This is a genomic window from Mesorhizobium sp. CNPSo 4689, from assembly GCF_057784325.1.
In genome coordinates, this window is record NZ_JBWLUZ010000066.1 from 1 (window position 1) to 15832 (window position 15832).

The 15832-nt window shown below is 59.6% G+C and carries 11 protein-coding genes and 7 pseudogenes; 8 read left to right on the forward strand and 10 right to left on the reverse strand.

The features are described 5' to 3' along the window. Positions 1–352: 352 nt before the first annotated feature. From AC04SI_RS32350 to AC04SI_RS32375, 6 genes and pseudogenes are all read right to left on the reverse strand, one after another. Positions 353–1872: pseudogene (locus tag AC04SI_RS32350) on the reverse strand (integrase catalytic domain-containing protein). A 407-nt stretch (positions 1873–2279) separates the two neighbouring features. Continuing rightward, positions 2280–2789, reverse strand: a complete 510-nt coding sequence (locus AC04SI_RS32355) for a helix-turn-helix domain-containing protein (protein WP_488475646.1) — start codon at positions 2787–2789, stop codon at positions 2280–2282. Between the two features lie 369 nt (positions 2790–3158). After that, entirely contained in the window at positions 3159–4193 is a 1035-nt protein-coding gene (locus AC04SI_RS32360) for an IS110 family RNA-guided transposase (RefSeq protein WP_488475647.1), read from the reverse strand. 122 nt (positions 4194–4315) lie between these two features. Then, entirely contained in the window at positions 4316–5350 is a 1035-nt protein-coding gene (locus AC04SI_RS32365; protein ID WP_488475648.1) for an IS5 family transposase, read from the reverse strand. A gap of 7 nt (positions 5351–5357) precedes the next feature. Next, complete coding sequence (locus tag AC04SI_RS32370) at positions 5358–6617, reverse strand: ATP-grasp domain-containing protein (RefSeq protein ID WP_488475649.1); 1260 nt, start codon at positions 6615–6617, stop codon at positions 5358–5360. Between the two features lie 46 nt (positions 6618–6663). Continuing rightward, a complete protein-coding gene (locus AC04SI_RS32375; protein ID WP_488475650.1) occupies positions 6664–7008 on the reverse strand; it encodes a hypothetical protein in 345 nt (114 codons plus the stop codon). 483 nt (positions 7009–7491) lie between these two features. On the opposite strand from AC04SI_RS32375, the gene AC04SI_RS32380 reads away from it, so the two are divergent. Next, a complete protein-coding gene (locus AC04SI_RS32380; RefSeq protein ID WP_488475651.1) occupies positions 7492–8451 on the forward strand; it encodes a cupin-like domain-containing protein in 960 nt (319 codons plus the stop codon). 286 nt (positions 8452–8737) lie between these two features. Here the strand turns inward: AC04SI_RS32380 and AC04SI_RS32385 are convergent. Together AC04SI_RS32385 and AC04SI_RS32390 are read right to left on the reverse strand one after the other, a co-directional pair. After that, positions 8738–9118, reverse strand: a pseudogene (locus AC04SI_RS32385) (transposase); the annotation flags it as partial. A 36-nt stretch (positions 9119–9154) separates the two neighbouring features. Beyond that, positions 9155–9496 (reverse strand): annotated as a pseudogene (locus tag AC04SI_RS32390) (recombinase family protein); the annotation flags it as partial. Positions 9497–9749: 253 nt separating this feature from the next. On the opposite strand from AC04SI_RS32390, the pseudogene AC04SI_RS32395 reads away from it, so the two are divergent. The 7 genes and pseudogenes from AC04SI_RS32395 to AC04SI_RS32425 all read left to right on the forward strand — a co-directional run. Beyond that, positions 9750–10628: pseudogene (locus AC04SI_RS32395) on the forward strand (recombinase family protein); the annotation flags it as partial. Between the two features lie 146 nt (positions 10629–10774). After that, entirely contained in the window at positions 10775–11653 is an 879-nt protein-coding gene (locus tag AC04SI_RS32400; RefSeq protein WP_488475652.1) for a hypothetical protein, read from the forward strand. Between the two features lie 62 nt (positions 11654–11715). Further along, positions 11716–13100, forward strand: a pseudogene (istA, locus tag AC04SI_RS32405) (IS21 family transposase). A gap of 12 nt (positions 13101–13112) precedes the next feature. Further along, a complete protein-coding gene (gene istB, locus AC04SI_RS32410; protein WP_488475653.1) occupies positions 13113–13868 on the forward strand; it encodes an IS21-like element helper ATPase IstB in 756 nt (251 codons plus the stop codon). Positions 13869–14076: 208 nt separating this feature from the next. Then, on the forward strand, positions 14077–14247 hold the full coding sequence (locus AC04SI_RS32415; protein ID WP_488475656.1) for a helix-turn-helix domain-containing protein: 171 nt from the start codon (positions 14077–14079) through the stop codon (positions 14245–14247). 7 nt (positions 14248–14254) lie between these two features. Further along, positions 14255–14410: pseudogene (locus AC04SI_RS32420) on the forward strand (IS630 family transposase); the annotation flags it as partial. Positions 14411–14452: 42 nt separating this feature from the next. Continuing rightward, positions 14453–14602: pseudogene (locus AC04SI_RS32425) on the forward strand (IS1380 family transposase); the annotation flags it as partial. Positions 14603–14745: 143 nt separating this feature from the next. On the opposite strand, the gene AC04SI_RS32430 reads toward AC04SI_RS32425, so the two are convergent. Beyond that, positions 14746–15603 (reverse strand): class I SAM-dependent methyltransferase, encoded by an 858-nt coding sequence (locus AC04SI_RS32430; protein ID WP_488475654.1) that lies wholly within the window; start codon positions 15601–15603, stop codon positions 14746–14748. Beyond that, a partial coding sequence (locus AC04SI_RS32435) for a hypothetical protein (protein WP_488475655.1) occupies positions 15576–15832 on the reverse strand: 257 nt, incomplete at its 5' end. The genes AC04SI_RS32435 and AC04SI_RS32430, both read right to left, overlap by 28 nt.

Sequence of the window (15832 nt, forward strand, 5' to 3'; positions counted from 1 at the left end):
ACATTGAGGCTGTCCGGGCGGCAATCACCCAGCCCTGGAGCACGAGCCCGGTCGAAGGCCAGATCAACCGCCTCAAGACGATCAAGCGCCAGATGTACGGGCGCGCCGCCTATCCACTCCTCCGGAGCCGACTGCTGGCAGCCGCTTGACCCAACCGGACAAAGGGACACCCGAAAAAAGTAGTCCCTGCACCAAATATGCGGAAGAACCCGATCAGGATGAGATTCGTATTGCCTCGCCCAAGAGTGTTCCCAAAGAACAATGCCGTTGCCTCACTCGGATGTTCTCGATTGCCTCACTGATTGTTCCCGAGATTTAGCCTCTGCCGATCCTGTGTTGCTCAGGGATGATCTCACCGCACGACCTCTACAATTTCCGTCCGCGCAGCATCGGCGAATGGCCCGAACACCAACGCATTGGCTTGCGTACTGCGCCAGATCTTCATTCGACGCTGCACGGTTCGAATGAGGCCGTCGGGATACACGCTGGGATATTTGACCTGCAAGCGTTCAAGCAACTCTCGTGACGTTCGCCAAGGCTCTGCCTCGAACCATTCCTCAAGCTCGGCAGTGACAGCAAGGAGAGGATCGGGTCTGCGCCGCTCTCGCTTGACCGCCGGCTTGGGGCGGGCGGTCGGGTTCACTTCCCCACCACGCCACGCAATCCACAACCCCGACAGAAAGTCTTCGAGCGGCAATGCCTCGCCGTCGGCGGCAGCCGAACCGTCCGGCTTGTCGGCGATGTCGACCAACCTCTCTTGTGTCAGGCGTATGTCGCGCAGCAGCCGAACCGGATCGAGCGTCAGGTACATCGCCTTGAGGCGAAGGCGCGTATCCTCCGGCGTGCGGCATCGTCAAGCAGCCGCTGATAGGGCGTGGCGGGACGATGATACCGCTTGACCACCCTGGCTCCGTGACGATGCTTTTCTTTCAACTTAAATGATGGCTGAAAGAAATTGATGAACAACCGCATCGAGGAATAAAGCTTGGCTAGCTCCCGTGTGGCTTGCAGTCCCTCGAAGCGTCGGTATCCAACGATCTTACGCACGACCGCGCCATTCTTCTGCTCGACAAATGCCTGGTCATTCTTCCGGTAGGGGCGGCAACGGGTGAGTTCGATATTATCACGCAAGCAATACTCCTGAACGCTCTCGTTCATGAAGACGCTGTCGTTGTCGGTGTCGAAGCCCAGCAGCGGGAACGGCAGCAACTTGCGCAGTTCGGCCAACGCAGTGATCAGGACCGTTTGCTCGCGAACCAGCAGCGGCGCGCATTCCGTCCAGCCCGTGGCGATATCGGTCAACACCAGGGTTTGCGAGAAGGCGCCCTTCGCGTATGGGCCGGAATGAGAAACAAGATCCGCCTCGACAAAGCCGGGTGCGGGGTCATCCCAATCCGAGAAAGTCCGAACTGGAACACTACGCCGGATCGTCGTTGATCCTTTCCGCCGCCGCGGCCCGCTGGCACTCGCCTTAATGTCCTTGAGAACGCGATCAATCGTCGCTGGGCTCATCGTCAACAATTGCCGGCGGGTCTCGCTATCCATAGCGCCGTGTCCGTGGCGTTCCATCGCTTCGATCAGGCTTGGCAAGAGCGGGTGTAGTCGCTTCCCGCAGATTCGATCCGATGCCTCCCAAACGACGACGAGAGCGGCGCGCACCTCATCACCGTAAACCCGCCGCCCCGGCCGAGGACCACTCTTCGCCGGCGCGCAGTCTCCTCGCAGCAGTCGCATCGCATGCTTGCGATGAAAGCCAGTGAGGGCCACGAATTCGTCCAACATCCTCGCCTTTTCGGCCCGCCCGCCTAAAACATAGCGTCCACTGATCGCCGCCACCAATTCCGCTCGTGTCGCCATGCTCACCTCCCTCATCACAGCTCCCGGAGTTGTTGATTCGGGAGCAAACTAGATGAGGCAACAAACCAATTTTAGGGAGCAGTTCAGGCGAGGCAATGCGCATTCCACGGTGAGGCAATACGCGCTCGCACGTTGATTGCCGCGCCGCAGTGCAGCCTGATGGTTCCAGTAGATTGAACTCCTGCCTCGACCGGATACGTCGAACCTGGTGGTGGCAGTAGATCAAAGGTCTGGTCGTCTTGTAAGGAACGCATCCCAGCGGCTCCCATTGTGGCCGGGGCGAGCTTCGCCCGTAAACAGGCCGGATACGCTGAAGCAGGGTCAATCGGGATTGCCGTTTCTTCTTGCAAACCGGAGGCGAACCATACACTGGAACCAGACCTCCACCTTCGTGCGCGGCGGCAAGTCGCAAAGATGCGCCTTCAGCGTGCGAGGCCAGTTTTTTTGAATTCCTCGATGATATGGGCATCCTGCGCCGGATGACGCGGTCGCACACTCATGTGGGAGAAGCCGAGCTTGTGCAGCAGCTTCCCGACATAGCGCGCGTCATAATCAATGCCGAAGCGGTCCTTGATGGCTTTCTTCAGGTCGATCCGCCGCCAGCGAACGACGCCATCGACGGCACGATCCGGGCCCTTCTCCACAAGCGCGGCCAGTTCGGCCTGCTGCTCATGCGACAGCCGGGACGCTGGTCCCGGCGCCCATTGGTCCACAAGACCATCGGGGCCGGCCGTGTTGAACCGATGCACCCAGTCGCGTAGCGTCTGGCGATCCATCCCGCCGATCCGGGCCACATCGGCCCGGCTCATGCCGTCCAGAACCGCCGCGATCGACAACAGCCGGCTGCTCTGGCGCACATCCTTTGAGTTCCGGGCAAGACGGCGAAGCTTCCCCGCCGAAAAGTCCGTCCGCAACTTCACCGCTGATCCCATCGCCGAATCTCCTTCGGCAATAGGGAATCACGGCGCGCAAATCGGCCAAAATCATAAAAGAGTCAGCAGCCAAGACCGTTGGTATAAGAGCCTCTCTGATTGGGGCCGTTTTGGTCAAGATGCTCCTGCACTTTCTGGACCGTTCCGCGGGTCACTCGCTTCTCTTCGCGATCGGCGCTTGGGCCGCCGCATGATGGGGTCAGGAGGGCGAGGCGTCTCAATCTGTTTCACGACCTTGCCGCGCTTGGGCCCGCAGGTTCGGGACTCTCAACGAGATCGCCTCGCCCATCGTCCCCAGGGAACGATCCGGGCATCGCCCTTTCGGGCGAAGGCTTTGTTCGTGTTGCTTGCTCCTCGATCTGTCTCAGTTCACGTGGCCAGGTGAACAGGCTCCTTTCCAAAGCGGAACTCGGTCGCGTCGGCCCACATGCGATGCAGAATGACGGCCAGTTTGCGGGCGACCGCGACCCGGGCTCGTGCCATGCCCCGGCGCCTGGCGATGTTCATGCCCCATGCTCTGAGGCTCGACCACTTCTTCGATCGCACCAGCAGTGTGTGGGCCGCCTCATAAAGCGCGGTGCGTGCAAGTTCGTCGCCGCATCGGCTGACCTTTCCCTGGATGTCGGTTTCGCCGGACTGGTAGCGTGCCGGCGTCAGTCCCAGATGCGCCCCCACCGCCTGCGACGAGCCGAACCGCTCAGGCCGGTCGATCGTGGCGCGGAAGGCGAGCGCGGTGATCGGCCCGACGCCCGGCGCGCTCTTCAGCCGCCGACAGACTTCTTCATTGCGGACGATGTCGAGAACCTGCTTCGTCAGGCGCGCGAACTCTCTCAACATGACACCGAGGATTGCAAGCAGCGGCTCGACCATCGCCATCACCTCGGCGTCAGCGCCCGTCAACTCACGCACGCGGCCGGCAAACGCGCTGCGCGACGGCAGGCCCAGCTTGACGCCGGCCTCGCGCAGGATCGCCCGCATTACGTTCTCGATCGAACGCATCTCAAGCACCGTGCGGCGAGCAACGAGCAGCGAACGCCACAGCCGGCACTGCCTGCTCTTGACATGCACCTGCCGATACCAGCCGGTGCGCATGATCTGCGCCAGCGCGCGGGCGTCATTGCGGTCGGTCTTGTTGGGCATCGTCTTCATCGCTGCGTTGGCCTGCCGCGTCTCGATGCAGGTCGCCGGCAAGCCTTCGGCGTGCAGTCCATCGTGAAGCCAGGCCGTCAGCGAGCACGCTTCCAGGCCGATCCGCTCAAGCGGCAAGCCGGTCCCCTTCAGCGCGTCACACAATGCCTGCGGATCGCTCAACGCTCTCGCCTCCTTCACGATCCGGCCAGTCTCGTCGACAATGCAAATAGAGGTCTCTTCCAAAGACACGTCCAGTCCGGCAAAGTACTTCATGGCTGCTCCTTCCAAATGTTTGTGGCGACTCACATCGACCACGTTTTCACATTTCGACAGGAGCAGCCGCCATCATCTGGCCCGGTCGAGGCCCCAATCACCCCATCTGACTCGAAACTCGGTTACGTGCGAGGTGGAGCTGCGCGGCGGCGGAGCATGAGGCGGATGGAGGCGATGAATATCCATGCCTCGGCGCTGGCGATAGTCGCCTCGAAATCCTTGGCGAGCCGGCGACAACGTCCGAGCCAGGCGAAAGTTCGCTCGACGACCCATCGTCGCGGCAGGACCTCGAAGCCCTTGGCCGCGTCGGAGCGCTTGATGATTTCGATGGTCCATGTACCCAGGTTGGCGAGAGCCTGCGTCAGTTTTTCTCCGGCATAGCCGCCGTCGGCGAATAGATGGCGCAGCCACGGGTAAAGCTGTCGAATGGAGGCGGTGACGCCAACTGCCCCATCCCTGTCCTGGATGTCGGCCGCGTGCACCCTCAGCCCGACAAGGTGCCCCTCGGTGTCGGTAATGATATGGCGCTTGCGGCCTTTGACCTTCTTGCCGGCGTCGTAGCCACGCAAACCGGCAACGTCCGTGGCCTTTGCCGATTGGCTGTCGATGATGCCGGCGCTCGGGCTCGCCTCGCGACCAGGCGCCAGGCATGCCGCAGCCACCAGGTGGAAGTTGATGTCCTCCACAGCCCATTGTCTCGCCAGGCATAGAAATAGCGTTGAACCGTCGAAACGGGCGGGAAGCGGTCCGGCAACGCCCGCCACATGGCAGCCGGTCCAGGCAATATAGAGGAGCGCATCCACTACCGATCGCAGTTCGGTCGTGCGTGGTCGTTCCGACGCCTTCGCTCCAGGCATGAACGGCTCGATCAACGCCCATTCCCGGTCCGTCATTGCATTTGCATCTCGCTGCCCCGCGCGGCAATACTGCCGCCGGGTGGTCTCCGTCCAACCCATGTTGTGATCCTGCTCAAGTCTAGACAGCTCAAGCGAATCACAACGGACGGGGCCACTCAACCGCCTCCACCGCCCAATCTCGAGTTTTGGGTCAGGCTCTAAGAGACCTGCATACCGATTCTCGGCGATCCCACACTCCTGCGGCAGGACCGGCCAAGCGGCAAGCGAGTTGCTCTCTCCACTCAATCCGGTCTTCCGCATACCATCTTCAGTCCGGGAAGGGAGGGGCCGCAGATTGTTCCCGTTCGGTATGGGTCGGAAATGGTGTGATCGACCAGTCGATCAAGTTGGCGGCACGCTGAAGTATCGCCTGTGTCTCAGCAAGACTGGGTGAGGTGGCGATGATATGTCCCATTAGGTCTCTGACATCGCCCTTCATGACGATCGGCGTTTTGGGTTCAACATAAAATTTGACCTCAGTGACACCTGGTACAGCAGCTGCCAGACTGTCGCCCTCGATCCAGTCGAGGATGCCGTCGCGCTCAGGAAGTAGGTGTCGCGTTGCCGCAGTGTTTGAATGTCTTCTGCGCAAATCCCATTCGTCGCCGATGACAAGCTTGATGTGCTCCGTGATAAGATCGATACCGTAAGCCAGCTGAACACGTTGAGGATTGGTCCCGCCCGTAAGTCGCGGATTGACTTCAATTACGACAGGGCCACCTTTCGTCAACCGGAATTGAACGTTCGACGGCCCCCAGCCAAGGCCAAGAGCTCGCAAACAGCTCAGCGAAATATCGGAGATACGCCTATGCTGGTCATCAGTCAGCGGGGCCGGATAGATGCACTCACGACCGACGAAATAGGGTGGTGGAGCGAAATCAACGGCGGCAACCCCAATGACCTCATTTCCCATTATGTCGGCACCATAGTAGGGGCCCTGAGCGAATTCTTCGACCAGTATCCTTGGCGAACACAGCCATATGTGCTTCCCATCCAACAGATATTTAGTATGCTCGGCTAGCTCGTCGACATTGCGGCACAATCGGACACCGCTGCTGCCGGTGCCTACGGCCGGCTTAAGTACCACCGGCAGACCGATCTCCGCGGCAGAGCTTTCAACATCCGTCGCATTCGCAGCCAAGCGATAAGCAGGTATTGGAACGCCGGCCTCCGCGAGGAGCTGACGTTGAACGAATTTGTCGTAGCACCGCTCAACGGAGGCGGGGTTGGGTCCCGGCAGACCGAAATGCTGACAGAGCTTGCCAACTGTCGCATAAACCTCCTCCTCTGCGGCCGTAATACCGGCAATGTCATAGGTCGCCTGCAGTCGGGAACATTCGTGGATCAGCGCGTCGAGATTATTCGTATCGACACGTATTACCTCAATACTTTCCGATGAGAGATATTCATAATGTGCTGGATCAGCCGATAGAGTAATTGTATGAAGGCCAAGACGCCGGGCCGCTTCGACGAACAGCGGGCCAATACGCCTGTGGCCTTCAATCATGATGAGTGCTCTTCTTGTCATTGGTATGACTCCATCGTGGTTTGCAGTGTTTAAACGTAAACAGGCATCAGCTTTTTACTCGTACCCGCCGTCTTTGTGGTGAGGTATAGGCGGTTGCGTGCAGAGATTTTTCCAGAACGTCCAGACCTCTTTCAAGCGTATGACTATTAATCGTCAAAGGAGGAAGAAGCTTGATGACCTGGTCCTCCGCGCTGCATCGCTCAACTACGAGACTGACCTCAAAGGCCTTCCGGGCGATTTTTTCGGTCAGTTCGCCTGTGCTGCAATCGAGCTCCAACATCATGCCCCTTCCGCGCACGGAAAGACTGAAGACGTCTGCGCCCGAGAGAAAATCGATAAACTCGAAGCCATTCTCATCCTCGAGAATAGCTCCCAAGGCCTTCTTGAACACAGCGGGAAAGGATCGCGAATATGATCGCACGTTCGATTGAAGGTTTTCGAAGGCAAATAGCTACTCTCTTGGCGCATGATCTTTCCTCAGCAAGACGACGTCTCCTACAGCACCGCCCCCATACTCTTCGAGCGGTCGATGCGACCTCCCAAGCCTGACTTCGCAAGCCAGCCTCTGCCCGGAATTCCGCCGATGGTTAGGTTGTTTAAACGGCAACTTCGGTCCGTGCACCTACCTAGGATGGTAGTGTCGTCACTGGCCGTTATTTGGTACTGCCCAGTTCCGGCCACGAGTTGAATTGCCGGAGTGGCGAGACTAGCTTATCGTATTCATTCAGCTCAACGAAGAGACAGATCATAACGGATAGACCATTGCGAGATGCTCGTCCAGATCGTGAGTGAAATCACGCCGATTGCAGGATCACTGTGTCCATGTTATGAAACTACATACCGTTAACCGTTTATATCTGGAAGGATGTGTATAATGGCAGATCTTAACTTAGTATCTACGATCCAACAATCGCAAGATTGCGCATCGTCAAACTTAGAGGATTCGGGTTGGTCATCGGTTACTGTAGCAACACAGCTGTCTGAGCGCGAGTTTGCAAGCAGTTACAGGGACGGAATGCGACCGATTCTCCTGCGTAGCGGCTGTGCGGGTTGGGATTCCTGCCGGCGCTGGTCACCCCAATATCTGGGGGAAATAGCGGGGGGACTTACTATCCCTGTTAAGACGCTTGAGAGCAATGAGATTAATGTCTCGCCCTGGAAATTCTCAGAATATACGCGTTTCCTCGAGGAACGGCTCTCGGGCGACCGTGGGGCCTTTTGCAACATAGACGCGGCGCCGTACTGTCACGATATTCCGCTACTCGGCATGGTCGAAAGCCTGGCCGAGGATTGTCAGCCGTTTCCCGAAAAGTATCTACCGCTCTGGTATCGCCAGCACTGGTGGCGGTACTCTCAGTTCTTTATGGGCCCGGCGGGCGCCATCACTCCACTGCACTTCGATTCGCTACTAAGCCATAACCTCTTCTTTCAAATCTACGGCGCCAAACAATTCACTATCCTCCCACCTAGCCAAGCTAAGTACTGTGGACGCCGCGGTTGGAGGTGGTTTGATGTCGACCCTGAGCAACCGGACTACCTGCGTTTTCCTCAGTACGAGCAAGCGACGCCTATCGTGGTCACAGTTACTGCCGGCGATGTCCTGTACATGCCGCCCGGAACACTCCACCATGTGCGCAGCTTAACAACGTCGATTTCATTCAACATCGACTTTCACACGCAGCAAAGCGTCTTCCACGCCTTAGCGCAGTCGAACAAAGGAATGCCAATTGAAGTAGCTAATTATAATGCTATCACGGCATTAGCACTGATCAGCGGTATCCCCGAGGACATAACGTTCCCTCTGTACAGGCCGTACCTGAGCTACGTAAGCTAGCAGGCTTCTCTGATTGGGGTTGGTGAGGTCAAGCTTCTCCTGCTTCTTTTTTCCGGACCATGTCGCCCCGCGAGTCACTCGCTTCTCTTCGCGGTCGGCGCCGGGCCGCCGCATGGTGGGGTCAGGAGAGCGAGGCGTCTCAATCTGTTGAGCGACCTTGGGATTGTCTGTCCCAGGATCTAGCCTGCCAGCGAGATCGCCTTGCCCATCGTCCTCACGGGAACGATCCGGATCACCCTTTCGGGCGAACCACCGTGTTTCCTCTTCGTTTGTCCGTTTGTCTATTTCATGCCAATGCCGGGCCGGCTTCCTTGCCGAAGCGGAACTCGGTCGCATCGCTCCACATGCGATGCAGGATGACGGCGAGCGTGCGGGCAACAGCGACCCGGGCTCGCGCCATGCCGCGCCGCTTGGCCACGTTCATGCCCCATGCTCTGAGGCTCGACCATTTCTTGCTGAGCACGAGCAGCGAATGAGCTGCCTCATAGAGAGCCGTGCGGGCGAGTTCGTCGCCGCATCGGCTGACCTTGCCCTGAATGTCCGTCTCACCAGATTGATAGCGTGCCGGGGTCAAGCCCAGATGCGCGCCGACATCCCTCGACCGGCGAAAGCGGTCCGGCTGATCGATCGTGGCACGGAAGGCGAGCGCAGTGATGGGCCCTGGTCCCACATCATAATGCCCATCTCGCTACGTCATTGAAAACCGATCGTTTGGATGGCGGGGTTCGTAGATTCCATCCTCATCGACGATTACCGCGCCAACCAGGCCGCAAAATTCGATCAGCGTGTGCCAGTCGCGTCCGTTGCGCGCCAAGCGCGACACTTCGATTGCGAACACAGCACCGACACGGCCTTCACAGATCGCTGACAGCAGCTTCTCGAAGCCCGGACGACTGACGCCCGAACCCGAGCGGCCAAGGTCGTCATCGATGACTGTCACATCCGTCCAGCCAAGAGCACGGGCGCGCTCGGCAAGGCCATATTGACGCCGCCGGCTCTCATGATTGTTGGCAAGCTGGTCGACGGTCGATTGGCGGATGTAGATGCGCTATCAGCCATAGCGTTGGAGCCTCTGAGTCACAGGTTCCGTTAGTGCCTCATGTGGGCCATCGCGCACTTGTTTGCATCGCCCGCTGGATTACGAGGCGAGAAGATGTCGAATCGGAAACATGTCCGGTGGGTGGAGGTGCCGCTCGACCGGCGCCGGCGTCTGGTGGTGCTGCTGGGCGAATTGATCCAACGGCAGCTGTCGGCAGATCGGGAGACAGGCGATGAAGGCGGAGCAGCGCTCAGACCTGATGATTCCTGAAAAGATCGGGCAGCGTCACCAGGAACGCCAGGCGGTGGTCTACGTCCGCCAATCAACAGTACGGCAGGTGACGCAGAACCGGGAGTCTACCCGGCTGCAATACGGCCTTGCCGATCGGGCGTGCCGGCTTGGCTGGCGTCGTGAGCAGGTGACCGTCATCGACGATGATCTCGGTCGCTCGGGTTCGTCGACCCTGGACAGGCCGGGCTTCCAGCGCCTCGTCGCCGAGGTGGGGCTCGGCCATGTCGGGCTGGTACTGGGAATCGAGGTGTCGCGCCTGGCGCGCTCCTGCCGCGACTGGCATCAGTTGCTCGAAATGTGCGCGCTGTTCGACACATTGATCGGCGACGGCGACGGCATCTACGATCCGGGCACGTACAATGACCGGCTGCTGCTCGGCCTCAAGGGGACGATGAGCGAAGCCGAGCTTCACATCCTCAAAGCCCGTATACACGAGGGGCGGCGCGCAAAAGCGCGGCGGGGCGAACTCTTCCTGGGACTGCCACGCGGCTATGTGCTCAAGCCCTCGGGGGATGTCGCGCTTGACCCTGACGAGGGTGTGCAACGCGCCATCCGCCTGGTCTTTGCCGTCTTCGAGCGACGACGCTCGATCAGCGGCGTGCTGCGTTACCTGGTCGATCACGACATCCAGTTGCCGGATCGCATCCGCAGCGGGCCCAACAAGGGCGACGTTCGCTGGAACCGCCCAAATCGGGCCACGCTCTCAGACATGCTTCGCCATCCCGCCTATGCCGGCGCCTATGTCTTCGGCCGGCGGGAATACGACGCCCGCCGCCGGCTTGCCGGCAAGCCACATAGTGGACGGCACTATTTGCGTGACCCACAGAAATGGATGGTGCTCCACCAGGACGCGTTGCCGGCCTATATTAGCTGGAGCAGTTTTGAAAGGAACCAGCAGCAGATGGCCATGAATCGCACGCGGCATACAGGCGTTCCCCGCGGCGGCGCAGCGCTGCTGATGGCCTCGTCGCCTGCGGCGTGTGTGGGCGGCGGATGTTCACGACTTATACCGACGACGGACGGGAGGCGCGCTATGTCTGTCACCAGATGGCGACCACCTATGGTGCGCCGCGCTGCCAGTCGATCAGTGCGCGCCCGGTCGATGCGCAAATAGCCGCACTGATGCTCGAAGCCCTTTCTCCTGCAGCGATCGAGGTGAGCTTGCAGGCCGCCGAGGACATCGAGCTTGAGCGTCAACAACTGCATGAACAATGGAAGCTGCGCCTGGAACGGGCGGAATATGAGACCGCGCTTACCCGCCGCCGTTACGAGGCGGTTGATCCGGACAATCGCCTGGTCGCCCGAACGCTGGAGCGGGACTGGGAAACAGCACTCTCGGCCGAACAGACGCTTCGTGACGAGAAACGGCGCGCCCTTGAACGAGAGCCCGAGCAACTCACAGATGCTGAACGAAGCGCAGTGCGTCGATTGGCCGAAGATATCCCGGCGTTATGGCAAGCAGCGTCAACGACCGCGCGGGATCGGCAGGCCATCGCGCGCCTTGGGGAGACCGAGCGCGCCGAGCTTGTGTGTCATTGGGCGGGCGGAACCGTGACGAGGCATGCGCTCATCCGACCGGTCCGACGCTTCGAACAGCTGGAGCACTTCGACGGCTTGCTTACCCACATTACTGGGCTGCGAAAGCAGGGAGCAACCAGCCAGACCATTGCCGACACGCTCAACGCTGAAGGTTGGTCGCCGCCAAAGAAGGACAGCTTCAACGCGCCGATGATCCGTCGCCTGCTACAGCGACGCGGGCTCGGTGCGGATTCCGACGTGAAGCCGGCCGCCATTCCGATCAAACACCGGCCACCATTCCGGTATGAAGCCGGCCACCATTCCAACCAAAGACCGGCCGGTTTTCGGCACTGAAGATTACCTCCTGGGTCAGCAACTTTGGCGTCAATTACCTCGCGATGAACGAGGACATTTTGATGCCGGCAAAGAGAAGGCTGACCATGAGACAGTTGAGACAAATGCTTCGGCTTGCCGGAAGCGGGACCAGCTCCCGCGAGATTGCGGTCGTGCTGGGAATAGCACGCAGTACGGTGGGCGGCGCACAGAGCCGAACTGGGCCCATCTTGCCGTCGAGCTCAAGAAGCCGGGCGTCACGCTCCTCATCTTGTGGGAGGAGTATCGAGGAAGTCATCCCGACGGATATGGCTACAGCCGGTTCTGCGAGCTCTTTCGCAGCTTCGAACAGCGGCTTTCCCCGACGATGCGCCAGGAACACGCCGCCGGCGACAAGGTCTTCGTCGACTATTCCGGCAAGAAGATCCCGATCGTTGAGACACCGGCGAGATCCGTGAGGCGGAGATCTTTGTGGCGGTCTTGGGAGCGTCCAGCTTCACCTATGCCGAAGCAACCTGGACCCAGACACTGCCTGATTGGATTGGTTCACACGTCAGGATGTTTCGTTTTTTTGATGGCGTTCCCCGACGGATCGTCCCCGACAATCTGAAGTCGGGCGTCAGCCGCGCCAGCTTCTACGATCCCGAGATCAATCGCAGCTACGGCATGATGGCATCCCATTATGGCGTCGGCGTTCTTCCGGCACGGCCGCGACGGCGTGCGTTTCGCCCAGTCATGCATTCTGGGGCGGCTGCGCAATCAGACCTTCTTCTCGCTGGCCGAGGCCAATGCCGCCATTCGCCAGGCACTCGATCGCATCAATGATCATGTCATGCGTCGGCTGGGCGTCAGTCGCCGGCAACTGTTTGAGAGCGTCGAGCGTGCTGCGCTCGCCAGCCTTCCGAGCGAAGACTACGAATTCGCCGAGTGGCGTTTGGCCCGCGTCTCGACGGATTACCACGTCGAGTTCAAGACCTTCTTTTATTCCGTGCCGCACAGCCTCATTCGCCAGCAGGTCGATCTGAGAGCAACGGCACGCACCATCGAGATCTTCCACCGCGGCAAGCGCGTCGCGGTGCATCAGCGCCGCTATGGCGGTCCTCGCCATGGAACCGATCCGGATCACATGCCCAGCTCCCACCGGCGCTATGCCGAGTGGACGCCAGATCGCTTCCGTCGCTGGGCCGCATCCGTCGGCCCCGAGACGGAAGGCTTGATTGTCGCAATCCTCGCCAGCCGCCCACATCCTGAACAAGGCTTTCGAACATGCCTGGGTGTCCTGCGCCTGTTTCGCGATGTCACACGCGATCGCGCCGAAGCTGTGTCAGCCCGCGCTGTCGAGATCGGTGGCCTGAACTGCAAGAGCATTGCCTCGCTTATCGCCAATCACAAGGCCGCAAGGCAGTCCACCGAACCAACCGCCATCGTCGATCACGCCAATCTGCGTGGCCCTGATTACTTTCATTGAGGAGACACACCAATGCTGATCAATCCCACCATCGACATGCTGCGCGAACTCGGCCTTTACGGCATGGCCACCGCTTTCCTAGAACTCGACGCACAGTCCGAAGCACGCGGCCTCGAGCACGGCGAATGGCTTGCTATGCTGCTCGAGCGCGAGGCGACCATGCGCCGCCAGAAGCGTTTCGAAGCCCGCGCCAGGGCTGCAAAGCTGCGCCATGACGCACAGATCGAGAATGCCGACTTCCGTGCCGCACGCGGTCTTGACCGCAATCTGTTCATGGCGCTCGCCGGCTGCGACTGGATCAGAAAGCATCACAGTCTTCTCATCACCGGGCCGGCGGGCGTGGGCAAGAGCTGGCTGGCCTGCGCTCTCGGCCACAAGGCCTGCCGCGAAGACTTCTCCGTCGCCTATCACCGCGTTCCCCGGCTGTTTGCAACTCTTGCCCTTGCCAGAGGCGACGGACGTTATGGCCGGATCCTCAAGCAACTTGCCAAAACCGACCTTCTCATTCTCGATGACTGGGGACCGGAAAAACTCAATGATGACCAGCGGCGTGATGTGCTTGAGATCATTGAAGACCGCTACGAACGCCGATCGACAATCGTCACCAGTCAGCTGCCTCTGGATCGCTGGTACGAGATCATTGCAAACCCAACTCTGGCCGATGCCATCCTGGACCGCCTCGTTCACAACGCCTATCGCATCGATCTCACCGGTGAAAGCATGCGAAAACAGCGCTCGCCAAAAGCGTCTGAAACAGCCCAAGCTTGACCTGAAACGAAACCCAATCCAAACATCAACGAGACCCAGGATCAGTCCGAAAAATGGCCGGCTTCAAATCGGAACACCGGCCGGATTGAAATCGGAATGACTGGCCGGCTTCAAATCGGAATCGATGGCCGGCTTCGTCGGAATACGCAGGCTCGGCACCACGCGCCCCATTTGGTCCGGTAATGTCCCGCGACAGCATGATGGTGAAATGACACTGCAGGAATACGCCGATCGCATCGGCGCCCACCGTCAGACGGTCTATGGATGGCTCCGACGAGGCGATCTCAAGGGACGACTTGCCAAGGTCGGCCGCCAGTGCATCTGGCTCGTAGATATGGCCGACAACTCAACAGGAAGCTGCAATCGAGAGTCATCATGAACAAACGATCGAGAACGCCTTCGCCAAACTCAAGGCACTGCTGCGAGCGAAGGCCGAGAGAACCATCAAGGCTTTGTGGGACGCGGTCGGCGCGGTCGTCGACCTCTTCACCCCAGCCGAATGTGCCAACTACTTCAAAGCCGCAGGATATGAACCGGATTAAACAGGACGTGCTCTAGGCCGAGAACTTGATCAAGATGCACAAGAGCCAGCTCGCCTCCGACTACACCTACTGCCGTCCGGCGCCCGCGTCATCGAAACCGTCTCGCGCATTCGCCCTGGCCTTTGCCGCCGCCTGTCCCGAGGCAGCCCGTTCCGGGCGCTCGCCAGCAATCTGCTGCCGGCTGGACCATGACCGCCGGGGCAGCAGCCCCGCCGGACCAGACGCTTCAAATCCCCAGCGCGCTCCCAAGTCCAGATACAGCCGCGGTGAAACCCGCCGCCATCCGTCCGCCGCTCAGCGCCTGTGAGCTCGTTTGCGGCACAAGCCGCTCATGTTCACTCCCCGAAATCGCTCCCGCTGGCTGTGACGAGGAGCCATCTAAAAGGTACCAGTTCTGTGTTCCGCTCCTTGGGTTCGTCTTCGGGCAGAGCAGGCCTCCGTTCTTCGTCGACAACATGCAGGCCGGTAATCTCGATGTGTTGAAAACGGAGCGTCTTGAGAAGTACCTCGAACGAAAGGCCCGAATAGAGAACAAGATGCGACGGCGGATGACAGCTGGCCCATTCCGACCCATCGCGGAGAGCAGAAGACGATCGGGAGTTTGGAGTTGTGATGGCAAATGCAGTGTCAGGGCCGACCGCGCCACGGCTGAACAGCTTGAAGAAAATCTCATAAGGATCGGCCACGTGTTCTATGACGTCGCGCAGCAGAATTAGGTCGAACGTACCCGCGGGAGCTTCGTCTATGGTCGCCGTCACACAAAGCTTAGGATGCCGCTCCTGGCAGATTTTGCGTGCATGAGCCGACGGCTCTACACCGTAACATGTCCAGCCCTTCTCGTGCGCGAGCGCGAGATGCGTCCCATAGGCACATCCGATATCCAATATTCGCTGAGTTCCAACTGGGCTTTTCAGCCTGTCCAGGAGGCTCACCAGCCACTGCGGTGCTGGATCCGTCCCTGTATCGTAGGACGCATACCCTCCCCTCTCTTCGCCCTCAAACCAGGCTTCCCTGTCGTACAGGGCTGCCAGCTCCGACGGGGTAGGCGCAGGGTACACAAAATCAGTGGCGCATTCCCGGCAACGCCACATATTGTAACCCGAAACAGAATAGCAAAACCGTGTTTGAGCGAATCTACAGATCGGGCAGCGGGCAATAAGCTGAGCTAAGGATTTCTTCTTTTGTTTAGCCATCTCACATCTGCCTCTGCGGTCTTTCGTGCTATGCACATCCAATTGACGAAATCGTTGCACAAAGAAAAGGTGACGCTCGCCGCCAGTCGCTCCAAGCGCGCAATCAGCGGCTTGTCGACATCCAGGGAGAAAATTGACCCGGTGTGGGTAGCAAGTGCGGCTCGTGGTCTGTCGGTCGGAAGGGCCAAGTCAGGTTCGTGGTCAACAAACTGGCTGCGCCAGTAGGCCA